At 67.4% G+C, this 21,503-nt stretch carries 19 protein-coding genes; 6 read left to right on the forward strand and 13 right to left on the reverse strand.

What is annotated here, in order from left to right:
* Nucleotides 1-5 precede the first annotated feature (5 nt).
* A complete protein-coding gene (locus BSZ14_RS00150) occupies nucleotides 6-1,181 on the forward strand; it encodes a molybdopterin molybdotransferase MoeA (RefSeq protein ID WP_445190527.1) in 1,176 nt (391 codons plus the stop codon).
* A 55-nt stretch (nucleotides 1,182-1,236) separates the two neighbouring features.
* A complete protein-coding gene (gene lexA, locus BSZ14_RS00155) occupies nucleotides 1,237-1,917 on the forward strand; it encodes a transcriptional repressor LexA (RefSeq protein WP_042483139.1) in 681 nt (226 codons plus the stop codon).
* A gap of 152 nt (nucleotides 1,918-2,069) precedes the next feature.
* On the opposite strand, the gene BSZ14_RS00160 is transcribed toward lexA, so the two are convergent.
* Entirely contained in the window at nucleotides 2,070-4,154 is a 2,085-nt protein-coding gene (locus tag BSZ14_RS00160; protein WP_198930418.1) for a ComEC/Rec2 family competence protein, read from the reverse strand.
* A 114-nt stretch (nucleotides 4,155-4,268) separates the two neighbouring features.
* Here BSZ14_RS00160 and gltX point away from each other — a divergent pair, with 114 nt between their 5' ends.
* The 3 genes from gltX to BSZ14_RS00175 are packed head-to-tail and all read left to right on the forward strand — an operon-like array spanning nucleotide 4,269 to nucleotide 7,168.
* On the forward strand, nucleotides 4,269-5,669 hold the full coding sequence (gene gltX, locus BSZ14_RS00165) for a glutamate--tRNA ligase (RefSeq protein WP_076709104.1): 1,401 nt from the start codon (nucleotides 4,269-4,271) through the stop codon (nucleotides 5,667-5,669).
* A 2-nt stretch (nucleotides 5,670-5,671) separates the two neighbouring features.
* Nucleotides 5,672-6,955, forward strand: a complete 1,284-nt coding sequence (locus BSZ14_RS00170; protein WP_076709107.1) for a citrate synthase — start codon at nucleotides 5,672-5,674, stop codon at nucleotides 6,953-6,955.
* Between the two features lie 3 nt (nucleotides 6,956-6,958).
* Nucleotides 6,959-7,168 carry a hypothetical protein gene (locus BSZ14_RS00175; RefSeq protein ID WP_042483146.1) on the forward strand — a complete coding sequence of 70 codons (210 nt, stop codon included), beginning with the start codon at nucleotides 6,959-6,961 and terminating at the stop codon, nucleotides 7,166-7,168.
* A gap of 116 nt (nucleotides 7,169-7,284) precedes the next feature.
* Here the strand turns inward: BSZ14_RS00175 and BSZ14_RS00180 are convergent, their stop codons facing one another.
* Genes BSZ14_RS00180 through BSZ14_RS00195 form a run of 4 tightly spaced genes read right to left on the reverse strand, consistent with a single transcriptional unit; the run spans nucleotide 7,285 to nucleotide 11,254 of the window.
* Nucleotides 7,285-8,637 carry a sensor histidine kinase gene (locus BSZ14_RS00180; RefSeq protein WP_338012059.1) on the reverse strand — a complete coding sequence of 451 codons (1,353 nt, stop codon included), beginning with the start codon at nucleotides 8,635-8,637 and terminating at the stop codon, nucleotides 7,285-7,287.
* Nucleotides 8,634-9,686 carry a hypothetical protein gene (locus BSZ14_RS00185; RefSeq protein WP_076709110.1) on the reverse strand — a complete coding sequence of 351 codons (1,053 nt, stop codon included), beginning with the start codon at nucleotides 9,684-9,686 and terminating at the stop codon, nucleotides 8,634-8,636. Before BSZ14_RS00185 ends, BSZ14_RS00180 begins: the two co-directional genes overlap by 4 nt.
* A gap of 35 nt (nucleotides 9,687-9,721) precedes the next feature.
* On the reverse strand, nucleotides 9,722-10,906 hold the full coding sequence (locus BSZ14_RS00190; RefSeq protein WP_076709112.1) for a hypothetical protein: 1,185 nt from the start codon (nucleotides 10,904-10,906) through the stop codon (nucleotides 9,722-9,724).
* A gap of 54 nt (nucleotides 10,907-10,960) precedes the next feature.
* Entirely contained in the window at nucleotides 10,961-11,254 is a 294-nt protein-coding gene (locus BSZ14_RS00195; RefSeq protein WP_076709115.1) for an Hpt domain-containing protein, read from the reverse strand.
* A 102-nt stretch (nucleotides 11,255-11,356) separates the two neighbouring features.
* Between BSZ14_RS00195 and BSZ14_RS00200 the strand changes: the two genes are divergently transcribed.
* Nucleotides 11,357-13,681 (forward strand): hypothetical protein, encoded by a 2,325-nt coding sequence (locus BSZ14_RS00200; protein ID WP_241823571.1) that lies wholly within the window; start codon nucleotides 11,357-11,359, stop codon nucleotides 13,679-13,681.
* Nucleotides 13,682-13,797: 116 nt separating this feature from the next.
* On the opposite strand, the gene BSZ14_RS00205 is transcribed toward BSZ14_RS00200, so the two are convergent.
* The 8 genes from BSZ14_RS00205 to BSZ14_RS00240 all read right to left on the reverse strand — a co-directional run bounded on the left by BSZ14_RS00205 (nucleotide 13,798) and on the right by BSZ14_RS00240 (nucleotide 21,501).
* Nucleotides 13,798-14,166: a VOC family protein gene (locus BSZ14_RS00205; protein WP_076709117.1), complete on the reverse strand. Its 369-nt coding sequence runs from the start codon at nucleotides 14,164-14,166 to the stop codon at nucleotides 13,798-13,800.
* A gap of 32 nt (nucleotides 14,167-14,198) precedes the next feature.
* On the reverse strand, nucleotides 14,199-14,924 hold the full coding sequence (locus tag BSZ14_RS00210; RefSeq protein WP_076709120.1) for a helix-turn-helix transcriptional regulator: 726 nt from the start codon (nucleotides 14,922-14,924) through the stop codon (nucleotides 14,199-14,201).
* A gap of 1 nt (nucleotide 14,925) precedes the next feature.
* Entirely contained in the window at nucleotides 14,926-15,201 is a 276-nt protein-coding gene (locus BSZ14_RS00215) for a DUF1467 family protein (protein ID WP_042483165.1), read from the reverse strand.
* 4 nt (nucleotides 15,202-15,205) lie between these two features.
* Nucleotides 15,206-16,840 (reverse strand): ribonuclease J, encoded by a 1,635-nt coding sequence (locus BSZ14_RS00220; RefSeq protein ID WP_076709122.1) that lies wholly within the window; start codon nucleotides 16,838-16,840, stop codon nucleotides 15,206-15,208.
* Nucleotides 16,841-16,976: 136 nt separating this feature from the next.
* Complete coding sequence (locus tag BSZ14_RS00225; protein WP_042483169.1) at nucleotides 16,977-17,756, reverse strand: type III pantothenate kinase; 780 nt, start codon at nucleotides 17,754-17,756, stop codon at nucleotides 16,977-16,979.
* A 9-nt stretch (nucleotides 17,757-17,765) separates the two neighbouring features.
* On the reverse strand, nucleotides 17,766-18,482 hold the full coding sequence (locus BSZ14_RS00230) for a biotin--[acetyl-CoA-carboxylase] ligase (protein ID WP_076709125.1): 717 nt from the start codon (nucleotides 18,480-18,482) through the stop codon (nucleotides 17,766-17,768).
* 5 nt (nucleotides 18,483-18,487) lie between these two features.
* Nucleotides 18,488-19,951, reverse strand: coding sequence for an NADH-quinone oxidoreductase subunit NuoN (nuoN, locus tag BSZ14_RS00235; protein WP_076709128.1), 1,464 nt, complete (start codon nucleotides 19,949-19,951; stop codon nucleotides 18,488-18,490).
* Nucleotides 19,951-21,501 (reverse strand): NADH-quinone oxidoreductase subunit M, encoded by a 1,551-nt coding sequence (locus BSZ14_RS00240; RefSeq protein WP_076709130.1) that lies wholly within the window; start codon nucleotides 21,499-21,501, stop codon nucleotides 19,951-19,953. Before BSZ14_RS00240 ends, nuoN begins: the two co-directional genes overlap by 1 nt.
* Nucleotides 21,502-21,503 lie beyond the last annotated feature (2 nt).

Here is a 21,503-nt window from a genome sequence, read left to right on the forward strand (position 1 = left end):
CCGTCATTCTTCTCCCCGTCCTAGAAGCCCAGGCCCGGCTGCTCGCCCTGGGCAGCACGCGCCCCGTCGTCGAACTGCCCTTGCGCGAAGCCGCCGGGCGCTGGGCCGCCCGAGACGTGACCGCACGGCGGACCCAGCCAGCGCACGACCTGTCGGCGATGGACGGCTATGCGATCCGTTTCGAGGATATGCCGGGGCCGTGGACGGTCATCGGCGAAAGCGCGGCGGGGCGGCCCTTTGCCGGTTCGGTAGACTGCGGACAGGCGACGCGCATCTTTACCGGGGCGGCCCTGCCGGACGGTGCCGACACCGTTCTCGTCCAGGAGGAAGCGACACGTGACGGCGCAACCCTGACGCTGGCAGGTGAAGGCCCCGCCCATCAGGGTCGCAATGTCCGGCGGCGCGGATTGGACTTTTCCGAAGGTGCCACGCTGGTCGCCGCCGGGCAGCGATTGACCCCTGCGCGGATCGCGGTGGCCGCGACCGGCGGTCACGCCACCCTGCCAGTCCGACCGGCCGTCCGGGTCGCGATTGCCGCGACCGGCGACGAACTGGTCCCGCCCGGCAGCACTGATCCCACCGCCCTGCCCGAATCCAACGGCGTGATGCTGGCGGCGATGCTTGCCGACCTGCCGGTCGAGATCATCGACCTGGGCATCCTGCCCGACAATCTCGAACGCCTGCGCGACGCCTTTGCCTCGGTCGAGGCCGATCTGCTGGTCACGACCGGCGGCGCCTCGGTCGGCGATCATGACCTGGTACAGCCCGCACTGAAGGCGGCCGGGGGCAGCGTCGATTTCTGGCGCATCGCGCTTCGCCCCGGCAAGCCGATGATGGCCGGGCGACTGGGCGATACGGTGGTGCTCAGCCTGCCGGGCAATCCCGTCTCGGCCTTCGTCACCGCGACGCTGTTCGTCCGGCCGCTGATTTCGCATCTGGCGGGCGCCGCCGATCCCCTGCCCAAGCCCATTCCCGCCGTGCTGGGCGAGGATTTGCCCGCCAATGGTCCGCGCATCGACTATCTGCGCGCCGCGATGCTCGACGGGCGGGTCCATGCGGCGGCCATTCAGGACAGCTCGATGCTGCTGACCCTGGCGCGGTCGACCTGCCTGATCATCCGCCCGCCCCATGCCCCCGCCGCCGCCATGGGCGACTCGGCGGAAATCCTGATGCTCGCTTGACGCAAGCCAAAACGTTCCATATAAGTTCCGCGTCTGTTCTGGACGGAGGATCGCGATGCTCACCGCAAAGCAGCATGAGCTTGTCTGCTTCATCAACGACCGTTTGAAGGAAACCGGCGTCTCGCCGTCCTTTGAGGAGATGAAGGAGGCGCTGGACCTCAAGTCCAAATCGGGTGTCCACCGCCTGATCTCCGCGCTGGAGGAACGCCACTTCATTCGCCGCCTGCCCAATCGCGCCCGTGCGCTGGAGGTGCTGCGGATGCCCGACCGGCCCGAGAAGCCTGCCGCGGCGGAACCCGCGTCTGGCAACATTCGCACGCCTGCCGCGCGTCCGGCGATCGAACCCGCCAATGACGTGGTCGAAATCCCGCTGCACGGCCGGATCGCCGCCGGTTTGCCGATCGAAGCGTTCGAAGACAGCGCAATGCTGGCCGTGCCCGCCGCGCTGCTGGGCTCGGGCGAGCATTATGCGCTGGAAGTATCCGGCGATTCGATGGTCGAGGCGGGTATCCTGGACGGCGACTATGCGCTGATCCGCCGCACCGATGTCGCGCGCGACGGACAGATCGTGGTCGCGCTGATCGATGATAGCGAAGCGACGCTGAAATATTTCCGGCGGGAGGGCTCGATGGTCCGCCTCGACCCCGCCAACCGGGCCTATGATCCGCAGCGTTACGCGCCCGCGCAGGTCCGGGTGCAGGGTAAGTTATCGGGCATCTTGCGCCGCTACGAATAAGGGCAGCGGAAAACCCTGCCGGACCGCTCGGCCATGGCAAATGGGGCCGGTCGGCGTCGGGCGCCCTTATCCGGTTCCGGACAGCGAACGCCTCCGCCCGCGAAGACGGTTTGAACGCTGTCCAGTACATCGCACCTGGTTGACGAAGAGGCCTATAGCCCTCCGCCTTGTCCGGCGATCGACCATGGATGTCGATCGCCGGGTTGGCGCACCACCCCCACCATGGGGGGATCGAGCCGGATGGATATCCCGCCAGTCCGCTTGAAGACAGTGCTGTCCAGTTTCAACCAGCGCGGCCGGCACGCATCGGGCAGGCGACGGTCGGCGATGATGATGTCCATCTGGCCACAAAGCGCGACCAGTTCTGTCCATGGCACCGGATAGCCACTGCGCGTCGCGGCGATCCGCCAGCGCCGTCCGCCCTGCTCCAGAACGGTCACGCACATATCCCGCCCGCAACGCGCCGCCGGTTGATCGGCCAGCGCCATCGGCTGGGCATCGGTGCCGCTCAGTTCGGACAGGGTGGTCCGCATATAATCCCCCGCCCGGTCACGCAGCAGCGCCATGCCCTGCCCCATCGCGATCCCGGCATGGCGCCCGTCACCGGTCACGATGAGGTCGGGCGCAGGGGCGGCGAGCATGACCGATAGCCCGGCCATCAATGCGGGCGTCCCGAGCCATCGCCACCGGGTCCGCCAAAGAGCGATCCATAGTCCCCCCACGACCGCCAGCCCGAACGCCCATCCCGACGCCACGGGCAAGGCGACCACCGATCCCGGGATGGCGGACACGGCATGAGCCAGCTTCAGCAACAGACCCAGGGCCTGTCCCAGCAACCACCAGACAGGACCACCCAACCCCATGGGCTCCAGCAACAAGGCGACCATCTCCAGCGGCATGGCGATGAAGGTCGTCCAGGGAATGGCGACGATATTGGCCAGCGCGCCGTAAAGCCCCGCCTTGTGGAAATGATGGATGGCGATCGGCATCAGCGCCGCCTCGACCACCAATCCGGTCAGCAGCAACGCGCCCAGATGTCGCAGGGCCGCCCAGCGCCAATCGGGATGCGGCCCCAGCCCGCGGCGGATCGCGGAATGCTCGTGCAGCGCGACAATGGCGGTGATCGCCGCGAAGGACAGTTGGAAACTGGCACCCACCAACGCCTCGGGCCGGAAGATCAGCACGATCAGCGCCCCCGCCGCAACGAGGCGCAACGTCATCGCCTCCCGCCCCATGGCCAGGGCGGCAAGGACCAGCATCGCCGCGACACAGGACCGTATCGTCGGAACCTCCGATCCGGTCAGCCACGTATATCCGACGGCGGCAACCGCCCCCGCCGCCGCGCCGATCAGCGGCAGTCGGACCCGCAACGCCAGCCATGGCCAGAGCGCCAGCAATCTGATCGTCAGCACCATCACGATCCCGACGACCGCCGTGATGTGAAGGCCGCTGACCGACAGCAGATGCGCCAGCCCCGCGCGCCGCATCGCCTCCGCATCGTCCTGCGCGATCGCGCCGACATCGCCCGTCGCCAGCGCCGCCGCGATCCCGCCCGCGCTGCCCGGAACCTGCGCCGTGATCCGCTGCGACAGGCGCTGGCGCAAACCGGGGCCTTGATCGGCCAAACGCAGCATCCGCACCGGCGCAAAACCGCGTCCCGTGGCGCCGATCCCCTGAAACCAAGCCGCGCGCGCGAAATCATAGCCTCCGGGCGCGACCGGCCCGGCGGGGGGCATCAGCCGCGCCCGCAACCGGACTTGTGCGCCCTGCCCCAATCCGACCGGCGCGTCCTCCTGCGGCAACGATATTCGAAGCCGCGGCGGCAGCCTTAGACGCCGCCCGCGCCCATCCTGCGCCTGTACAGGCCGCAGCATCAGCCGGACGATCTGCCGCGCCGCCAAAGGTTCGGCCGCCTCCACCTCGGCGACCATATCCGCCATCACCGGCCGCGCGAGGACAGGCGCACGAACGGACTCGGCGCGTGCCCAGGCCAGCAGCATTCCCGCCATGACCAGCATCGCCGCCACACCAATGGCGCGCATCACCCGCCCGCCATCGGACAGGGTCACCGCCGCCAGTCCGACGCCCCCGGCCGCCAGCACCACTGCCGCCCAGGCTCGCGGATCGGGCAGCACGAACCACGCCGCAATCCCGGCCCCCAGCATCACCGGCGTCCATAACGGAATCTGGTTCCGCTCGGCCTCGGCCCATTGCTCCACCACGCGAAGGCGCGGCATTTGGCGGCGCGGACGCTTGATGCTAGGGGCTGCGGCGGCTGACTGGGCCATCGAATCTTATGCTGGGAGTATGCGCGGTTGAGCGCAACACATGATATCGCCACCGGATCGACCATGAGCGGAGTCGTGACCCGTTTCGCGCCCTCGCCGACCGGATTCCTTCACATCGGCGGCGCGCGCACCGCGCTGTTCAACTGGCTGTTCGCGCGGGCGAATGGCGGCAAGTTCCTGCTGCGGATCGAGGATACCGATCGCGCCCGCTCGACCCAGCCCGCGATCGACGCGATCCTGGACGGCATGCGCTGGCTGGGCCTGGACTGGGACGGCGACGCCGTGTTCCAGTTCGCCCGCGCCGACCGCCATGCCGAGGTCGCCCGCGAGATGATGGCCAAGGGCCATGCCTATCGCTGCTACATGACGCAGGAAGAGATCGCCGCCCAGCGCGAAGCGGCACAGGCCGCCAAGCAGCCGCTGCGCATCCGTTCGCCCTGGCGCGACGCCGATCCCGCCACCGCGCCGGAGGGCCAGCCCTTCGTCGTCCGCCTGCGCGCCCCGCGCGACGGGGCGGTCACGATCGAGGATCGGGTCCAGGGCAGCGTCACCGTGCAGAATGCCGAGTTGGACGACTTGGTCCTGCTGCGTTCGGACGGCACGCCGACCTATATGCTGGCCGTGGTGGTCGACGACCATGACATGGGCGTGACCCATGTCATCCGCGGCGATGATCACCTGAACAACGCCTTTCGCCAGCTGCCCATCTACAAGGCGATGGGCTGGGCCGAGCCGATCTATGCGCATATCCCGCTGATCCATGGATCGGACGGCGCGAAGCTGTCGAAGCGGCACGGCGCGGTCGGGATCGAGGCGTATCGCGACGAGATGGGCATCCTGCCCGAAGCGCTCGACAATTACCTGCTCCGCCTGGGCTGGGGTCACGGCGATGCCGAGATCATCGCGCGGGACGAGGCGGTGAAGTGGTTCGACCTCGCCGCCGTCGGCAAGGCGCCATCGCGTTTCGACCTGAAGAAGCTCGAAAATCTCAACGGCCATTATATTCGCGAAGCCGATGATGCACGTCTGGCCGAGCTGACCGCCAAGCGGATGGGTGTCGAAGACGTCGCGCTGCTGACCGCCGCCATGCCCGCGCTGAAGCCGCGCGCCGCCAATTTGAACGAATTGGCCGACGGCGCGCGCTTCCTTTTCGCGACCCGTCCGTTGAGCCTGGACGACGCCGCCACCGGCTTGCTCGACGAAAAGGCACGGGGCATTCTCTTTTCCGTTCACACCGCGCTTGACGCGGTGCACAACTGGGATACGGAGCTTTTGGAAGACGCGGTACGCAAAGTGGCCGAAGCCGAGGGCGTGAAGCTCGGTCAGGTCGCCCAGCCGCTCCGCGCTGCCTTGACCGGACGCAAGACGTCTCCGGGAATCTTCGACGTGCTCGTTTTGCTGGGCCGCGAGGAAAGCCTGGGGCGGATTGCGGACCAGATGACCGCAGATAGGAAGGATCACTGAGTATGAGCGACACCGCGAAATTCGACATCGGCGGCAAGGGCTTTGACTATCCGGTCATGTCCGGCTCGATCGGCCCGGACGTGGTCGACATCCGCAAGCTCTATGCGCAGACGGGTGCCTTCACCTATGATCCCGGCTTCACCTCGACCGCGTCGTGCCGGTCGGAGCTGACCTATATCGACGGTGACGAAGGCGTTCTGCTGCACCGCGGCTATCCGATCGGCGAACTGGCCGAGAATAGCAGCTTCATGGAGGTCGCGTACCTCCTGCTGAACGGCGAGCTGCCCAACCACGGCGAGCTGTCCGAGTTCACCACGACCATCACGCGCCACACCATGGTGCATGAGCAGCTGGCGGCATTCTTCCGTGGTTTCCGCCGCGATGCGCACCCGATGGCGATCATGTGCGGCGTCGTCGGCGCGCTGTCGGCCTTTTATCACGATTCGACCGACATCCATGACCCGGTGCAGCGCACCATCGCGTCGCACCGCCTGATCGCCAAGATCCCGACGATCGCGGCGATGGCGTACAAGTACAGCGTGGGCCAGCCCTTCCTGTATCCGGACAACTCGCTGTCCTACACCGGCAACTTCCTGCGCATGACCTTCGGCGTTCCGGCCGAGCCGTATGAGGTGAACCCGGCCGTCGAAAAGGCGATGGACCGCATCTTCATCCTGCACGCCGATCACGAGCAGAACGCGTCGACCTCGACCGTCCGTCTGGCCGGTTCGTCGGGCGCCAATCCGTTCGCCTGCATCGCGGCGGGCATCGCCTGCCTCTGGGGTCCGGCGCATGGCGGCGCGAACGAAGCCGCGCTCAACATGCTCCGCGAGATCGGCACGCCCGATCGCATCCCCGAGTTCATCGCGCGCGCCAAGGACAAGAACGATCCGTTCCGCCTGATGGGCTTCGGTCACCGCGTCTACAAGAACTACGACCCGCGCGCGACCGTGATGCAGAAGACCGTGCGCGAAGTGTTCGACGCGCTGAAGGTCAATGATCCGCTGTTCGAGACGGCGCTGCGCCTTGAAGAGATCGCGCTGAACGACGAATATTTCGTCGAGAAGAAGCTGTTCCCGAACGTCGACTTCTATTCGGGCGTCATCCTGTCGGCGATCGGCTTCCCGACCGAGATGTTCACCGTGCTGTTCGCGCTCGCCCGCACCGTCGGCTGGGTCGCGCAGTGGAACGAGATGATCACCGATCCCGACCAGAAGATCGGCCGCCCGCGTCAGCTGTACACCGGCCCGACGCAGCGTTCGTACGTTCCGGTCGAGAAGCGCTAAGCCATGAACCGGGTCCGGCCGATCCTGATCGCCATCGGCGTCATGCTGGCGCTGACGGGGGGATTATGGATCGGTCAGGGCCTGGGCTATATCCATTGGCCCGAACAGAGCTTCATGCTCGGCCGGAGCGAATGGGCGGATCGCGGCGCCTTTGTCGCAGTTGCGGGACTGGCGCTGATCCTGGTCGCTCGGCGGATGCCCCGGCGGCGCTGAGCGGTCCACCAGGACGGCAGTGGAAAGGGCTCCTTCGGGAGCCCTTTTTGCTGGTCGAACAGGATCTGTCGAAAACGACTTCAGCCCCGCCCCAAAGGGGGGGCCATCACCAATATTCAGCGCGCCCGAAGGCGAAGGTGGAAGGTCGCCCCCTCGCCCGGCACGCTTTCCACCGACAAATCCCCGCCCATCGCCCGTGCCAGACGGCGCGCGATATAGAGACCCAGGCCGTTACCACCGGGCTCGCCGGGGTCGACCCGCTCGAACTTTTCGAAAATGCGGGTCTGGTCCTCTGGCGCGATGCCCTTGCCATGATCGACGACGCTGACCACCGCCCAGTCCCCGTCGCGCTCGGCGGTGACGACCACCTCGCCGCCGCGCGGGGTGTAACGGATCGCATTGCCGATCAGGTTGAGCAGGATCTGGAGACACCGGCCGAAATCGCCAATGGCGGGCATCGCCTCGTCCGCTGCAGGACGACCGATCGTCACGCTGGCGGCATCGGCGCGTACGCCCAGCAAGCCGGAAGCGCGGCGGGCGACATCCGCCAGATCGATCGGCATGGCCGCCAGCCGGAAGTCGGGCTGCTCGATCGCCTGCAATTCGACCAGATTGTCGACCAGCCCGATCAGATGCCGCCCGGCATGCGCGATGTCATTGGCATATTCGGCATATTCGGCGGCAATCGGCCCGTCGCTGCGCGCCGCGATACTGTCCGCATTGGCGACGATCCGCGCCAGCGGCGTGCGCAGGGCGCGGTCGAGTCCGGCCGTAAAGGTCTCGGTCAACGGCAACGCGCCGGGATGCAGCAAGGCGTCATCCGTGCCCTCCCCCGGCTCATCGATCAGATAGGTCGCGCCGACCAGCCCGGCGATGCCCCCCATCGCATCATGACGGATCGCCGCCGACAACCGCACCGGCGCATCGGTCGGCCGCAACCGGGCACCCCGCCCGTCGAGCGGCGCGCCTTCGTCCAGCAGCGCCGTGCCCGAGTCGAACGCGAAGAGCGCCGCCAATGGCCGCCCCAGCATCGCCTGCGCATCGAAGCCATGGCGCATCCCGGCGCGTGGCGACACGAAGGTCAGACGAAGCGCCGCGTCGGTTTCCCAGCGGAAGTCCGCCCCCATCGCCGCATGATCGGGTGGCAGCGCGCCCGGCTTCCACGCGTCCCGATCACGCCAGCCGCTGACGCTCAGGCGGATCTGCCCGGTTTCGGGACGAGCCTGCACCCACAGATCGAGATCGCCCTCGTCATCGGCGACCATCACCTGCCGCGACACCGTGATGCCCAGCCGTCGCGCCAGCCGGGCGACCCGGGCGATGGGTGCCACTGCCAGGCAGTCGCTGACGCTGCCGCCCGCGCGCATATGGAGCAGCTCGATGGGCGGATCGGCCGACAGGATGTGATCGCTCGCATCCAGAATGGCACGTGCGACCATCGACTCGCCGGGGCTATCCATCGAGCTCATCGGCGATCGGAGCCTTCCAGCCGCTCGATCGCCTCTCGAAACGGCGCGGGCAGGTTTAACGATGCGATGGCCCGGCGGGCCTCTTCGGCGGGAATGGCCATGATCGCGTCCAGCGCCTCGGCAAAGCCATCGACATCGCGCCGCGCGTCCGCCTCGCACAGCGACAGACCGATCCGCGCGATCACCGGCCGATCCTGGTCCAGCGACCGCAGCGCGAGCCAGAGCCGGTCGCCTTCGGGTTCCAGCACGATCTCGCGGACCATGTCATGCTCGATGCCCAGCGCATGGCTGAGGAGGGCGACGAACAAACCCAATTGCCGGTCGGACAGGCTTTCGAGCAGCAGGTCGGGCAGTTCGCCCGGCCGCGCGTCGATCGCCCCGGCCAGCCGCATCGCGGGCAGGCCCGACCGTTCACCGTCATCGCGCGCCGCCAGGACACGCTCGACCGCCTGCGCCAGTGCCCGGTCCCAGGCCGGATCGTCGCCATCGCGCAGGGCCGCCGCCACGGTCCAGACCAGTCGTTCGTGCAGTCGGGTCGGCAGGCCCGCCGCTTCATCGACCTCGCGCGCACGCCCCTCGGCCAGCAGCACCGCACGCGCGGCCGCGGCGACGATCCGGTCGGGGGCTTCGGTCAGGCGGACCAGCAAGCTTGGCGCATCACCGGCCATGTTCTCGATGGGCAGCGCACGGGCGATCAGGCCCTGCCGCACCTGCGCCACCAGTTCGTCGACCAGTGCCGGGTCGGTCAGCGCATCCGCACGATAAAGGCGCCGCAAGACCTCTTCCGGCTGGGGGTGTTGCGCGCCCTCCGGCATGAGCCGATCGGCCTGTTGCAGCAGATCGCGGGCGATCGCCTCGACCAAATGATGCAACCGCCCCGTCACCTCGAACCGGACCTGATCGCTCAGGCGCGATTCGGCATCCAGCCGCAGGTCGAGCACTGCGCCCCGTCGCCGTCCCGCCGCGCGCGCGCGCGCCGCCGCGACGCGGTCGGACAGTCGCGTGGCTTGCCATGGAGAGGCGTGATGTGGGTCCGGTTCGACCGCCATGGGGCACCGCTAACCCCTTTGATGTTAAAGCGACACTAAACTTGGGCGCGCAATGTCTCGATTGCGGACGTTAAAGTGACGATCGCATAGATACTCGCCAGCGCGAGGCCCCAGGGCGCGATGCCGACCAGCGCGGCGGGGAAAAGCACCAGCAGATAGGCGGGCGGGCTGGCCCACCAGCGGCGCCGAAAGCGATACAGCCCGGCCCGCTCCGCCAGGATACCGAGAATGATCAGCATCAAGGCCAGCACCGGCGCGATATCCTCGCCCGACAGACGGAAATCCTGCCACCCGAGCGCCGCCACGGCGAGCCCGGACAGCGCCGCGATCGCCGCCGCCCCCGCGCGCGCCGCGCCCTGTTCGTCGCGCAATCCCGCCAGCGTCTCGCCAAGGCCCAGCCCCAGCGTTCCCGCAATGGCGATCAGCAGGCCAAAAGCCGGAAGGCCGGACAGGATCAGAACCAGTCCGAGCAGCCCCAGCCCGGCCCCGACCCCGCCCGCGACATGCGCGGGGACCGAGCGCTCGACCAGCCGCGGCAGCGCGAGGCGTGCGATGGGTGCCAGGATATAACGATCGAACCAGCTCCGCCGCCCCGACACCAGCCGCGCGACGACCGCCCGCCCGCGCGCCTCCAGCGCCTCGGCGCGGTGAACGATGCCATGCCCGGCCTTTTCCGCATCGGCGGGCAGCAGGATATGCGTCGCCCGCGCCTGTGCCGCGAGGCGCAACAGCGTCGATTGCAGGTCATAATCGCGGGGCAGTGCCGCCACTTCGGCGACGCGGCGCGGATCGAGCCGCGCGACGCCCGCCCAAGCCATCTGGCCGCCGACCCGCTCCAGCCCGGCTTCGGCCCCCGCCTCGGGCAACACGATCAGCGCGTCATGCCCGGCATCGCGCAGGACCAGCGCGATCGTATCCTCGGTGGTGATCAGGCCATCGGCCAGCACGAGCAATCGCGACAGGGGGTGGAGTTTCTCCGACGCCTCCACCGCGCTGCGCACCGTGTCGACCACCACCCCGCGCTGGGCGATTCGGGCGATCGCGCCGAGCAGTTCCGGGGTCAGGCGCGCAACGACGATGATGATCTGCGCGGCACCCGCGGCGATCAGCAGGCGCGCCTGATACTCGATCAGGGTGACACCCGCGAACGGCAGGGTGGCCGTCAGCCGACCGGGGCGGTCGTCGGCATCGTCAATCGCAAAGAGAAGACCGGAAAGCATCGCCTGCTGTTAGGCGCTAGAGGCGCGCCATGCCAGCCCCGACCCCGCGAAGTGTCAAAGGCGCGCGACCTGATCCCCGATCCGGTCGAGCAACTGCACGTCCGGGCTTTCCAGTTCCGCGGCCTGGGCCGCCAGGGTCATCAATGGCAGGGCATTGACGCTGGCCGCCAGCCCCTTCAGCCGCAACGCCGCCTCGCGCCATTCGCCGGCGTCCTCGGCCATATGCATGGCTTCCATCGCACGGGTCACACCCTCGACAAAGGCGTGGCGCAACTCCTGGATCACGGCCGGTTCGTCACCCGCCACCGCCGCCAGGGTAGAATCGATCGTTCCGTGCTCATAGGTCATCGTCTTCGCTTAAACCCGAACCGGGGTTGCACGGAATAGCGCAATTCGCTTTCTGCCATCGGCAAACGTGATAAACCGGCCCATTGTGACACGGGGGCCAAGATGATCGTCGACATGCGCGCAGAGCGTCAGGACAGGTCGGACATGCCGAACGCGGAGGCGGATATGCCGGACTATGCCGCCCAGCCCCCGGCCGGAGAAGCACCTGCCGCCGATCCCCCGCCCTTCGGCGTCTGGCTGGACGAAGGCACCGCGCTGGCCGGAGATGAGGAACCTTCGCCTGCGCGCTGGCCGCTGATCGCCGCGATCCTGGTGTCGGTCCTGTGGGCGGCGGCCATTCTGTTCTGGGGCATCTCGGCCAGTCCGGTGCTCTCGCCCACGACGATGGCACCGCTGGGCACGCTCGCGATCGCCGGGCCGATGCTGATCGCAGTCCTGTGGCTGGTCGGCCAGCGGAGCAGCCGCGCCGAGCAACGCCGCTTCGCCCTGACCGCGCGCGACATGCGCGAGGAAGCGGCGGCGCTGGAGCGCGCGGTCGGCGCGATCGGACAGGCCCTGTCCGCCAACCGCTTCGAATTGTCGGCCCAGGCGATCGCGCTGTCCGAAATGGCGCAGGCCGCCGAGACGCGCTTCAGGACGATCGCCCGTGATCTGACCGACGATATCCAGATGGTCGAGGCGCATGGCCGCACGCTCGCCGATATCGCCATGACCAGCCAGTCGAGCATGACCCAGCTGCTCGACGCCCTGCCCCGCGCGGCGGAGGAGATCGGCGAGGCGTCCGACCGGATGGCGGAGGCGGCACGCTCGGCGCATACCCATGCGATGGAACTCGACGCCCAGTTCGTCGCGCTGGGTCGGCGCGGGCAGGATGCGGATACCATCGCCAGCGGCGCCGCACTCCGGCTGGCCACGCATATCGAGCAGATGGAGGAAACCAGTCGCGTCGCCGGCGCGCATCTGGAAACCGTCACGGGCACGCTGGCCACCACGATCGACGTGCTGCTCGACCGGACGGCCCAGGCCATGGACCAGTCGCGCCTGGGCATCGCCGCCCAGGGCGAGGAGATGCTGGCGATGGTCGCGGCGAACCAGGCCGCGCTCGACAGCGCCGCGCGTGACAGCGCCGACGCGCTCGCCGAGCGCCTGACCCATGTGGACGGCGCCGTAGCCCGCCTGACCGCCGAACTGGAGGCGCAGCGGATCGCCGGCGAGACGATGATCGACAGGCTCGACACCGAATTGGAGCGGGTCGAGACGCGCATCGCGGTGCTGCACAGCCAGGGCACCGAAAAGTCGCAGATGCTCGCCGCCTCGATCAGTGCCTTGGGCGGCTCGGCCGATGCGATGACCGGCGCGCTGGAGGCGGGCGAAACCATGGCCAACCGCGTCATCGGCACGACCGAGACGCTGCTGATCGCACTCGATGCCGCCGCGCGCGAGATCGACGAGACGCTGCCCGAGGCGCTGGAACGGCTCGACCAGCGGATGCACGCCAGCCATCAGGTCGTCGTCGAGACGAAGCCCGAATTGTTGGCACTGGTTGCCGCAGCCGAAAGCACGCATGAGGCGATCGAAGCGATCGCCGACGTCATCGCCGAGCAGCGCCAGACGCTGGAGACGCTGTCGGGCTCGCTGCTCGAGACCCTGTCGACCGGCCGGGCCAAGGCCGATGCGCTGGGCATGATGGTCGAGGAGACGATCGAACGCTCGCACCAATTCGCCGATGAGGCGGCGCCGAAGCTGGTCGATGCCTTGCTGCGCGTCCGCGAAACCGCCGCCACGGCGGCCGAAAAGGCGCGCGAGACGCTGGCCGATGTCATTCCCCAGGCCGCCAGCGCGCTGGAAATCGCCAGTGCCGAGGCGATGCGACGCGCGACCGGCGACACCGTCGAGCGGCAGGTTCATGCCATCGTCGACGCCACCCAGAACGCGGTGGAAGCCGCCACGCGCGCGACCGAGCGGCTGGCGCGGCAGGCCGACTTGATCATCGAGAAGACGACCATCGTCGAATCGCGGATCGAGGAGGCGCGGACGGAGCGCGAGGAAGCCGATCGCGACAATTTCGCGCGCCGCGCCTCGCTGCTGGTCGAATCGCTGAATTCGGCATCGATCGACATCACCAAAATCTATGCCCCCGAAGTCACCGACAGCGCCTGGGCCGCCTATCTGAAGGGGGATCGCGGCGTCTTTACCCGGCGTGCGGTGCGTATCCTCGACTCGCATCAGGCGCGCGGCATCGCCGATCTGTATGACGAGGATCCCAAGTTCCGCGATCATGTGAACCGCTATATCCATGACTTCGAGGCGATGCTGCGCGGGGTGTTGGCGCAGCGTGACGGGTCGCCGCTGGGCGTCACGCTGCTGTCGTCGGATATGGGCAAGCTCTATGTCGCACTGGCCCAGGCGATCGAGCGGTTGCGGTAACCTGGGGCCGCCCCTTGCGCTTCGACTTCGCTCAGTGCGAACGGAGGGTGGAAAAGTGGCGGTCGAACCTCGCCCCTGCCGCCGTTCAGCCTGAGCGAAGTCGAAGGCCACGCCCCTTACCCGTTCAGCGCATAGACCCGCAACCGATGCCCATCGGGATCCAGCGCGACGAAGCTCCGCCCGAACGGGCGATCCGTGGGCGGCATCAGCATCGCCACGCCCTTGCCCAGCCAGTCCGCATGACACGCATCCACGCCGTCATGGTTCCGCCAGAATCCCAATTCGATGGCGCCCGACTCCCCGTCGGCCACCGGCTCGATCACATCGCGCCGCCACAGACCCAGCGTCGTGCCTGAGTCGAGGGCGAACAGGGTAAAGGCATCGCCCGCGTCGACGGGATCGCGGCCCAATATCCCGCGATAAAAGTCGGTGCTGACGCCCATATCGGCGATGTGCAGCAGGATGGTGGTCGTCGGGCAGGTCATGGCAAAGCTCCTTCGTTCGAGAGGAGCACCGCCTATCCGACGCCTGCGTCAGTTTCCGTCAGCAGGAAACGCTCCTGCGGAATGCCCTCCGCCTCACGCCATTCGCGGAGCATGACCGCGCGACGACGCGGATAGCGCTCGGGCATGGTCCGGGCGGTGACGATCCGATCGATGCGGAACGTGCGATAGGCGCTGCGCAACTCGCACCAACCCAGCAGCACATCGGCGCGGTCGAACAGCGCGATCGCCATCGGCCAGATCATCCGCTCCGACGTCTCGCCCGTGGCATCGCGATACACCAGCAAAAGACGGCGCTCCGCCCGGATTGCGGCCCGCAGCGGTGCGGGGTCGACCTCCGCCTCATAAGTCTCGGAACATGAGCCGATGAATAGAGCGGTATCGCGCATCGCATCGGCTTGCTCCGCCGTCATCGCACGCATGATCCGCGCCGCGGCACTGCGCGCCGCCTGCCTCATCCCCGGGTCCGCCCGCTCCGCGACCCAGCGCGCGCCCAGGACCAACGCCTCGACCTCCTCGACGGGAAAGCTCATCGGCGGCAGCATGAAGCCGGGCTTCAGGCGATAACCGACCCCCGCCCCGCCCTCGACATCCGCGCCCATCGCCTGGAGCGTGGCGATATCGCGGTACAATGTACGAAGCGAAATGCCGAGTTCCCCGGCCAGATGCCGCCCGGACACGACGCCGCTCTGGCGGTGGAGCAGATGCAGCAGGTCGAACAGGCGGGACGCACGCGCCATGTCAGACGCCCCGGCTCACCCCGCTCCAGTCGAGCATGTCTGCGGTGATCCAGCCATAGACATAGTTGAGGTAGAACAGGACGAACATCACCGTCGCCACGATCGTCGTGCGCAGGAAAAAGCGCCCGATCAGGAAGACATGCGGCGCGCTCTCGGCCGTGCCGGGAATATGCTCGCCCCCCGCCTCATGCGTGGTCCTGACCCCGAAGGGCAGGACCAGGAACACGGCGAGGAACCAGAACAGGACGTAGATCGCGAGCGCCGACGTCCAGTGCATGGTCTTAGCCCTCGATCAACAGGACGTCGACGATCGGCTTCTTGCCGGTCCACCGCGTCGCGACCTTGCGCACCGACAGGCGAATGTCTTCGCGCAGCTTGTCGGTCGCACGGCGCGGGCCGTCCACCGCCTTGGCCGCAGCCGCCACCGCCTCGGCGATGAAGGCGTCGCGTTCATCCTCGACGGGTACGCCCTGCACGCGGATCTGCGGGCTGCCGACCAGCCGCCCCTTGGCGACCGCAACGCCGACCGAGATCTGGCCGTTGATCGCCAGCTTGCGCCGCTCGTTCATCGTCGAGCCGTCCGACGGCAGGATGACGTCGCCGTCCAGCACCAGCCGTCCGACCGGCACATTGCCGATCTTGGTGGCGTTGCCGGGCAGCAGGCGGACCATGTCGCCGTCCGACTGGACCAGGGTCTGCGGCACGCCCTGCGTCGTCGCGAAGCGGGCATGTTCCATCATGTGGCGCATCTCGCCATGAACCGGCATCAGCGTGCGGGGGCGCAGCCACTTGTACATCTGGGCCAGTTCAGGCTGACCGGGGTGGCCCGAGACATGGACATGCGCCTGACGCTCGGTGACCATGCGGACGCCCTTGCCCGCCAGGATGTTCTGGATACGGCCGACCGCCGTCTCGTTGCCCGGAATCTGGCGCGCCGAGAAGATCACGGTATCGCCGGTGTCGAGCCGGATCGTATGGCTGCCCTCGGCGATGCGCGACAGCGCCGCACGCGGTTCGCCCTGTCCGCCGGTGGCGACGATCAGGACGCGGTCCTTGGGCAGGCGCATCGCGGTCTCGGGATCCACCGTCTCCGGGAAACCCTTGAAGTACCCACAGGCCTTGCCGACCTTCAGGATCCGGTCGAGCGAACGGCCGGTGACGCACAGCTTGCGCCCCGTCTCCTTGGCCACCTCGCCCAGCGTCACCAGACGCGCGGCGTTGGAGGCGAAGGTGGTGACGACGACGCGGCCCTTGGCCTTGGCGACCGTCTCGGCGATGCCGGGACGAACGCTCGCTTCCGAACCCGACGCCTCAGTATTGAAGGCGTTGGTAGAGTCGCAGACCAGCACGTCGACGCCCATGTCGCCGATCGACGCCAGTTGCGCTGGGGTGGCGGGCTTGCCGATGACCGGCGTCTGGTCGAGCTTCCAGTCGCCGGTGTGGAAGACCCGGCCCACAGCCGTTTCGATCAGCAGCGCGTTGGCCTCGGGGATCGAGTGCGACAGCGGCACGAAGGTGAAGTCGAACGGGCCGACCTCGAACGTCTTGCCCGTCTCCATCACGCGCAGCTTGACGCGGTTGGCGCTGCCCTCTTCCTCCAGCTTGCCACGAACGAGGCCCGCAGTGAAGGCGGTGGCATAGATTGGCACGCCCAAGTCTTCGGCGAGATAGGGCAGCGCACCGATATGGTCTTCGTGACCATGGGTCAGCACGATGCCGACCAGATCGTCCAGCCGGTCCTCGATAAAGCTCAGGTCGGGCAGGATCACATCGATGCCCGGATAGGCCGGATCGGCGAAGGTGATGCCGCAATCGACCATCACCCACTTACCTTCGGTGCCGTACAGGTTCACGTTCATGCCGATTTCGCCCGATCCACCGAGCGCGCAGAACAGCAATTCTTTCTTGGGAGTCATTCACTTCCTGACAATGGACGCCCACCCCGCTGAAAGCGGGTTCGGGGCGATAGGGATGCGCCGGTCAGGGCGCGGTCATTTCTTCGCGGACCTTCGCGCCCAGCGGTATCTCGCGGGCTGCATGGTCCGAAACTCATCACCTGATATGGGCGCGTTCCCACAGGATCGCCAGCCCCTGAATGGTCAGATCGGGTTCGATATGATCGAAAACATCGGTATGGGGGGCCAAAAGCGCGGCCAGCCCGCCGGTCGCCAGCACCTTGACCGGCCGCCCGACCTCGGCCTTCAACCGCGCGACCAGCCCCTCGATCATCGCGACATAGCCCCAGAAGATGCCGATATGCATCTGGTCGACCGTGTTGCGGCCGATCACGCTGCGGCTCTCCGGCGCCTCGATGGCGATGCGCGGCAGCTTGGCGGCGGCAGTCACCAGCGCGTCGAGCGACAGGTTGATGCCCGGCGCAATGATCCCACCCTTATACGCGCCTTGATAGTCGCTGATGTCGAACGTCGTCGCAGTGCCGAAGTCGATGGTGATCAGGTCACCGGGATAGAGTTCATGCGCCGCGATCGTGTTGACCGCCCGGTCCGCGCCCAGCGAGGCGGGTTCGTCGACGTCGATCGCGATACCCCACTCGACCGGCGCGCGACCCGCAATCAAGGGATCGACCTTGAAATATTTCTGCGCCAGCACCTGAAGATTGTGCAGCGCGCGCGGCACGACGGTGGCGATGATGACCCCGGTCACATCCTCACGCGCATAGCCCTCCAGCGCCAGCAGCTGGCTGAGCCAGACCGCATATTCGTCACCGGTGCGGCGCGGATCGGTGGCGATCCGCCAGCGGCCTTTGATCGTCCGGCCTTCGAGCAGCGCAAAGACCACGTTCGTGTTCCCGGCATCGATCGCAAGCAGCATGGGCGTCCTTCAGATCAGGAAAATATCGCCGGCATGGATGACATGGCAAGAGCCGTCCGCCAAGCCGAGCCTGAGAGCGCCGTCGCTCGCCAAGCCGTCAAAGGCGCCGGTCAGCGCCTGCCCGTCCGGCAGTCTGGCGGTCAGCACGGTGCCGCGCGGATGCGCCCGGGCCTCCCAGCGCGTGATGATCGCCGACAGCCCCTGCTCCCTCCAGATCGCGAGCCAACGGGTCATCGCATCGGCGAGCAGCGCCTGCATCGTCTGGGGCGAGACAGTGACGCCATGATCGCCAAGCGCGGTCGTGGCGCGGTCGGATAGGTCCGGGGCCGACGCCAGGTTGATCCCCATGCCGATGACGACCGCATCACCCGTACGCTCCAACAAGATGCCCGACAATTTGGCGCCGTCGATCAACAGATCGTTCGGCCATTTCAGCACAAGACGCGTGCCGATATCGGGAAGACAGGCCCGAACCGCGTCCTCGATCGCCACGGCGGCGACCAGCGCCAGCGTGGCCGCCATCGGATCACCGGGGCGCAGGCGGACCAGCGTCGATCCGTAATAATTTCCGGGGGGCGAGGACCATTCCCGCCCCTGGCGTCCGCGCCCCGCCCTCTGGCGGTCGGCGCGGAGCCAGAGGCCGTCCCAATGACCGTCTACGCCACCCGCCTCGGCAAGCTGGCGAAGATCGGCATTGGTCGATCCCGTTTCCGGGACGTGCAGCAATCGGCTCAGAACAGCGCCCGTGCGGCCGCCAGCGACCAGGCGCCCAGCAGCGGGATCGCCAGATAGCCGACCGGCGAGACGAACAGCGCCGACAGCGCGATCAGCCCGCTCTCCACCGGCTCCATCTCGGCATTGGCCCAGGCACCGGCGGGTTCATCGAAGAACATCGTCTTGATGATGCGCAGGTAATAATAGGCACCGATCACCGAAGCGACGACACCGATCACCGCCAGCGGGAACAGCCCCGCCGCGACCGCCGCATTGAACACCGCGAACTTGGCGTAGAAGCCGAGCAGCGGCGGGATACCCGCGACCGAGAACATGAAGAAGGCCATCGCCCAGGCCAGCGCCGGACGCGTACGCGACAGGCCCGACAGGCTGGCGATCGACTCCAGCGGATTGCCGTTCTCGTCGCGCATGCGGATGACGATCAGGAACGCACCCAGCGTCATGATGACATAGATGGTCAGATAGGTCAGCACCGCGGCGACACCCTGCGCCGTCCCCGCCGCCAGACCGATCAGGGCAAAGCCGACATTGTTGATCGACGAGTAAGCGAGCAGCCGCTTGATGTTGGTCTGGCCGATGGCCGCGACCGCACCCAGGATGATCGACGCGAGGGCCGCGAAGGTCACGATCTGCTGCCACTGCTGCGCGGCCGAGCCCATCGCCTCGACCGCGACCCGCACCGCCAGCGCCATCGCCGCGACCTTGGGGGCCGAGGCGAAGAAGGCCGTCACCGGGGTCGGCGCGCCTTCATAGACGTCCGGGGTCCACATGTGGAACGGCACCGCCGACATCTTGAACGCCAGGCCAGCGAAGACGAACACCAGGCCGAACATCAGGCCCAGCGAACGCGTGCCCGCGGCCGCATCGCGACCATAGGCCAAGGCGATCTGGGCGAAGTCGGTCGAACCCGAGAAGCCATAGACCAGCGAGATGCCATAGAGCAGGATGCCCGAGGCCAGCGCGCCGAGGACGAAATACTTCAGACCTGCCTCGGCGGAGCGACCGTCGCGACGCATGAAGCTGGCCAGCACATAAGCGGACAGGCTCTGCAGTTCGAGACCGACATAGAGCGTCAGCAGGTCGCCCGCCGACACCATCATGCCCATGCCGACGGCCGAGAGCAGCATCAGGATCGGATATTCGGGCCGCAGATCCTCGCCCGGCGAGCGGGCGAAGAAACGCGGCGCCATGATGATCGCCACCGCGGTCGCCAGATAGATCAGGACCTTGGCGAAACCGGCAAAGGCATCAGCGCGGTACAGGCCACCAAAGGCGAGCCCGCCGGTGGTCGACGGACCGGCGAGTGCGACCATCGCCCCCGCCAGCACGAACACCGCCGCGATCGAGATGCCACGCGTGGCGTTCGTCCCGCCCCAGGCGGCGACGAGCATCAGCGCGATCGCGCCGAGGGTCAGCACCAGCTCGGGCAGAACCATCAAAAGGTTGAACGAATAGCTCATCAGTGCGCCTCCCCGTGCGCAGCTTGGTGCTCAGGGGCAGGGGTTGCGGCCAGCGCAGGGTTCCCGGCGGTGGGACGGCTGTCCGAACCCGGGTCGGCACGATCGATCCGCTGGAGCAGGATCGCCACGTCCTTGCGCATCGGTGCGAGGAAGCTTTCCGGGTACACGCCCATCCACAGCGTCACCGCCGCGATCGGCGCGAGCAGCCACAGCTCACGGCTCGACAGGTCGGGCATTGCCGCGACCTCGTCCGACTTGATCTCGCCATAGGCGACCCGCCGGTAGAGATAGAGCATATAGGCCGCGCCCAGGATGATGCCCGTGGTGCAGAGCAACGCCGTCCAGGTCGATACCTGATAGGTGCCCATCAGCGACAGGAACTCGGCGACAAAGCCGCTGGTGCCCGGCAGACCGATCGACGCCATGGTGAAGAACAGGAACAACACGGCATATTTCGGCATGTTGATCGACAATCCGCCGTAGCGCGCGATCTCGCGGGTGTGCAGACGGTCATAGATGACGCCGACGCACAGGAAGAGCGCGCCCGACACCAGGCCGTGGCTGAGCATCATGATCATCGCGCCTTCGATGCCCTGCTGGTTAAAGGCATAGAGGCCGATGGTCACGATCGCCATGTGCGCGACCGACGAATAGGCGATCAGCTTCTTCATGTCGGACTGCACCAGCGCGACCAGCGAGGCATAGATCACCGCCACCGCCGAGAGCGCGAAGATCAGCCAGGTCAGCTGTCCGCTCGCCTCCGGGAACATCGGCAGCAGGAAGCGCAGGAAGCCATAGCCACCGAGCTTCAGCAGCACGCCCGCCAGGATGACCGAACCCGCCGTCGGCGCCTGTACGTGCGCGTCGGGAAGCCAGGTGTGGACCGGCCACATCGGCATCTTGACCGCAAACGAGGCGAAGAAGGCGATCCACAGCCAGGTCTGCACCGAGGCCGGGAAGTCATACGCCAGCAGCGCCGGGATCGAGGTCGTGCCCGCCGTGCGCGCCATATACAGCATCGCGACGAACATCAGCAGCGAGCCGAGCAGCGTGTACAGGAAGAACTTGTACGACGCGTAGATGCGGTTCGCCCCGCCCCAGATACCGATGATCAGGTACATCGGGATCAGGCCGGCTTCGAAGAAGACGTAGAAGAGGAACAGGTCCTGCGCCGCGAAGGTGCCGATCATCAGCACCTCGGTGAACAGGAACAGGCCCATATATTCCGGGACCCGCTTGTCGATCGCACGCCAGCTGGCGCCGATGCAGATCGGCATCAGGAACACGCTGAGCATGATCAGCAGCAGCGCGAAGCCGTCGATGCCGAGCGACCAGCCGAACGGGCCGAAGATGCCGGGGGCATGTTCGACGAACTGCCACTGGGCGCCGCCCACATCGAACTGCGTCCAGAGCACGATGCCCAAGGCGAAGTCGATCAGCGTGGCGGCGAGCGCCAGCAGGCGTGCCCCCTGGGCGGTGAGGAAAAGGCAGGCGATCGCGGCAACAGCCGGGACCGCCAGCATGACGGAGAGGATCGGGAAGCCCTGCATCA

Origin of the sequence: Sphingomonas sp. Sph1(2015) (assembly GCF_001970915.1) — a bacterium.
In the GTDB taxonomy this organism is placed as follows: Bacteria; Pseudomonadota; Alphaproteobacteria; order Sphingomonadales; family Sphingomonadaceae; genus Sphingomonas; species Sphingomonas parapaucimobilis.

What these genes read in the sequence shown, in the direction of transcription:
- BSZ14_RS00205 (WP_076709117.1), bottom strand. Translation starts at nt 14,166, where the DNA reads ATGACCTGCCCGACGACCACCATCCTGCTGCACATCGCCGATATGGGC.
- BSZ14_RS00185 (WP_076709110.1), bottom strand. Translation starts at nt 9,686, where the DNA reads ATGGCGGTCGAACCGGACCCACATCACGCCTCTCCATGGCAAGCCACG.
- BSZ14_RS00170 (WP_076709107.1), top strand. Translation starts at nt 5,672, where the DNA reads ATGAGCGACACCGCGAAATTCGACATCGGCGGCAAGGGCTTTGACTAT.
- BSZ14_RS00200 (WP_241823571.1), top strand. Translation starts at nt 11,357, where the DNA reads ATGATCGTCGACATGCGCGCAGAGCGTCAGGACAGGTCGGACATGCCG.
- BSZ14_RS00180 (WP_338012059.1), bottom strand. Translation starts at nt 8,637, where the DNA reads ATGAGCTCGATGGATAGCCCCGGCGAGTCGATGGTCGCACGTGCCATT.
- BSZ14_RS00195 (WP_076709115.1), bottom strand. Translation starts at nt 11,254, where the DNA reads ATGACCTATGAGCACGGAACGATCGATTCTACCCTGGCGGCGGTGGCG.
- BSZ14_RS00225 (WP_042483169.1), bottom strand. Translation starts at nt 17,756, where the DNA reads ATGCTGCTTGCGATCGATGCCGGGAACACGAACGTGGTCTTTGCGCTG.
- BSZ14_RS00210 (WP_076709120.1), bottom strand. Translation starts at nt 14,924, where the DNA reads ATGGCGCGTGCGTCCCGCCTGTTCGACCTGCTGCATCTGCTCCACCGC.
- BSZ14_RS00220 (WP_076709122.1), bottom strand. Translation starts at nt 16,840, where the DNA reads ATGACTCCCAAGAAAGAATTGCTGTTCTGCGCGCTCGGTGGATCGGGC.
- BSZ14_RS00190 (WP_076709112.1), bottom strand. Translation starts at nt 10,906, where the DNA reads ATGCTTTCCGGTCTTCTCTTTGCGATTGACGATGCCGACGACCGCCCC.
- lexA (WP_042483139.1), top strand. Translation starts at nt 1,237, where the DNA reads ATGCTCACCGCAAAGCAGCATGAGCTTGTCTGCTTCATCAACGACCGT.
- BSZ14_RS00215 (WP_042483165.1), bottom strand. Translation starts at nt 15,201, where the DNA reads ATGCACTGGACGTCGGCGCTCGCGATCTACGTCCTGTTCTGGTTCCTC.
- BSZ14_RS00240 (WP_076709130.1), bottom strand. Translation starts at nt 21,501, where the DNA reads ATGCAGGGCTTCCCGATCCTCTCCGTCATGCTGGCGGTCCCGGCTGTT.
- nuoN (WP_076709128.1), bottom strand. Translation starts at nt 19,951, where the DNA reads ATGAGCTATTCGTTCAACCTTTTGATGGTTCTGCCCGAGCTGGTGCTG.
- BSZ14_RS00160 (WP_198930418.1), bottom strand. Translation starts at nt 4,154, where the DNA reads ATGCCGCGCCTTCGCGTGGTGGAGCAATGGGCCGAGGCCGAGCGGAAC.
- gltX (WP_076709104.1), top strand. Translation starts at nt 4,269, where the DNA reads ATGAGCGGAGTCGTGACCCGTTTCGCGCCCTCGCCGACCGGATTCCTT.
- BSZ14_RS00175 (WP_042483146.1), top strand. Translation starts at nt 6,959, where the DNA reads ATGAACCGGGTCCGGCCGATCCTGATCGCCATCGGCGTCATGCTGGCG.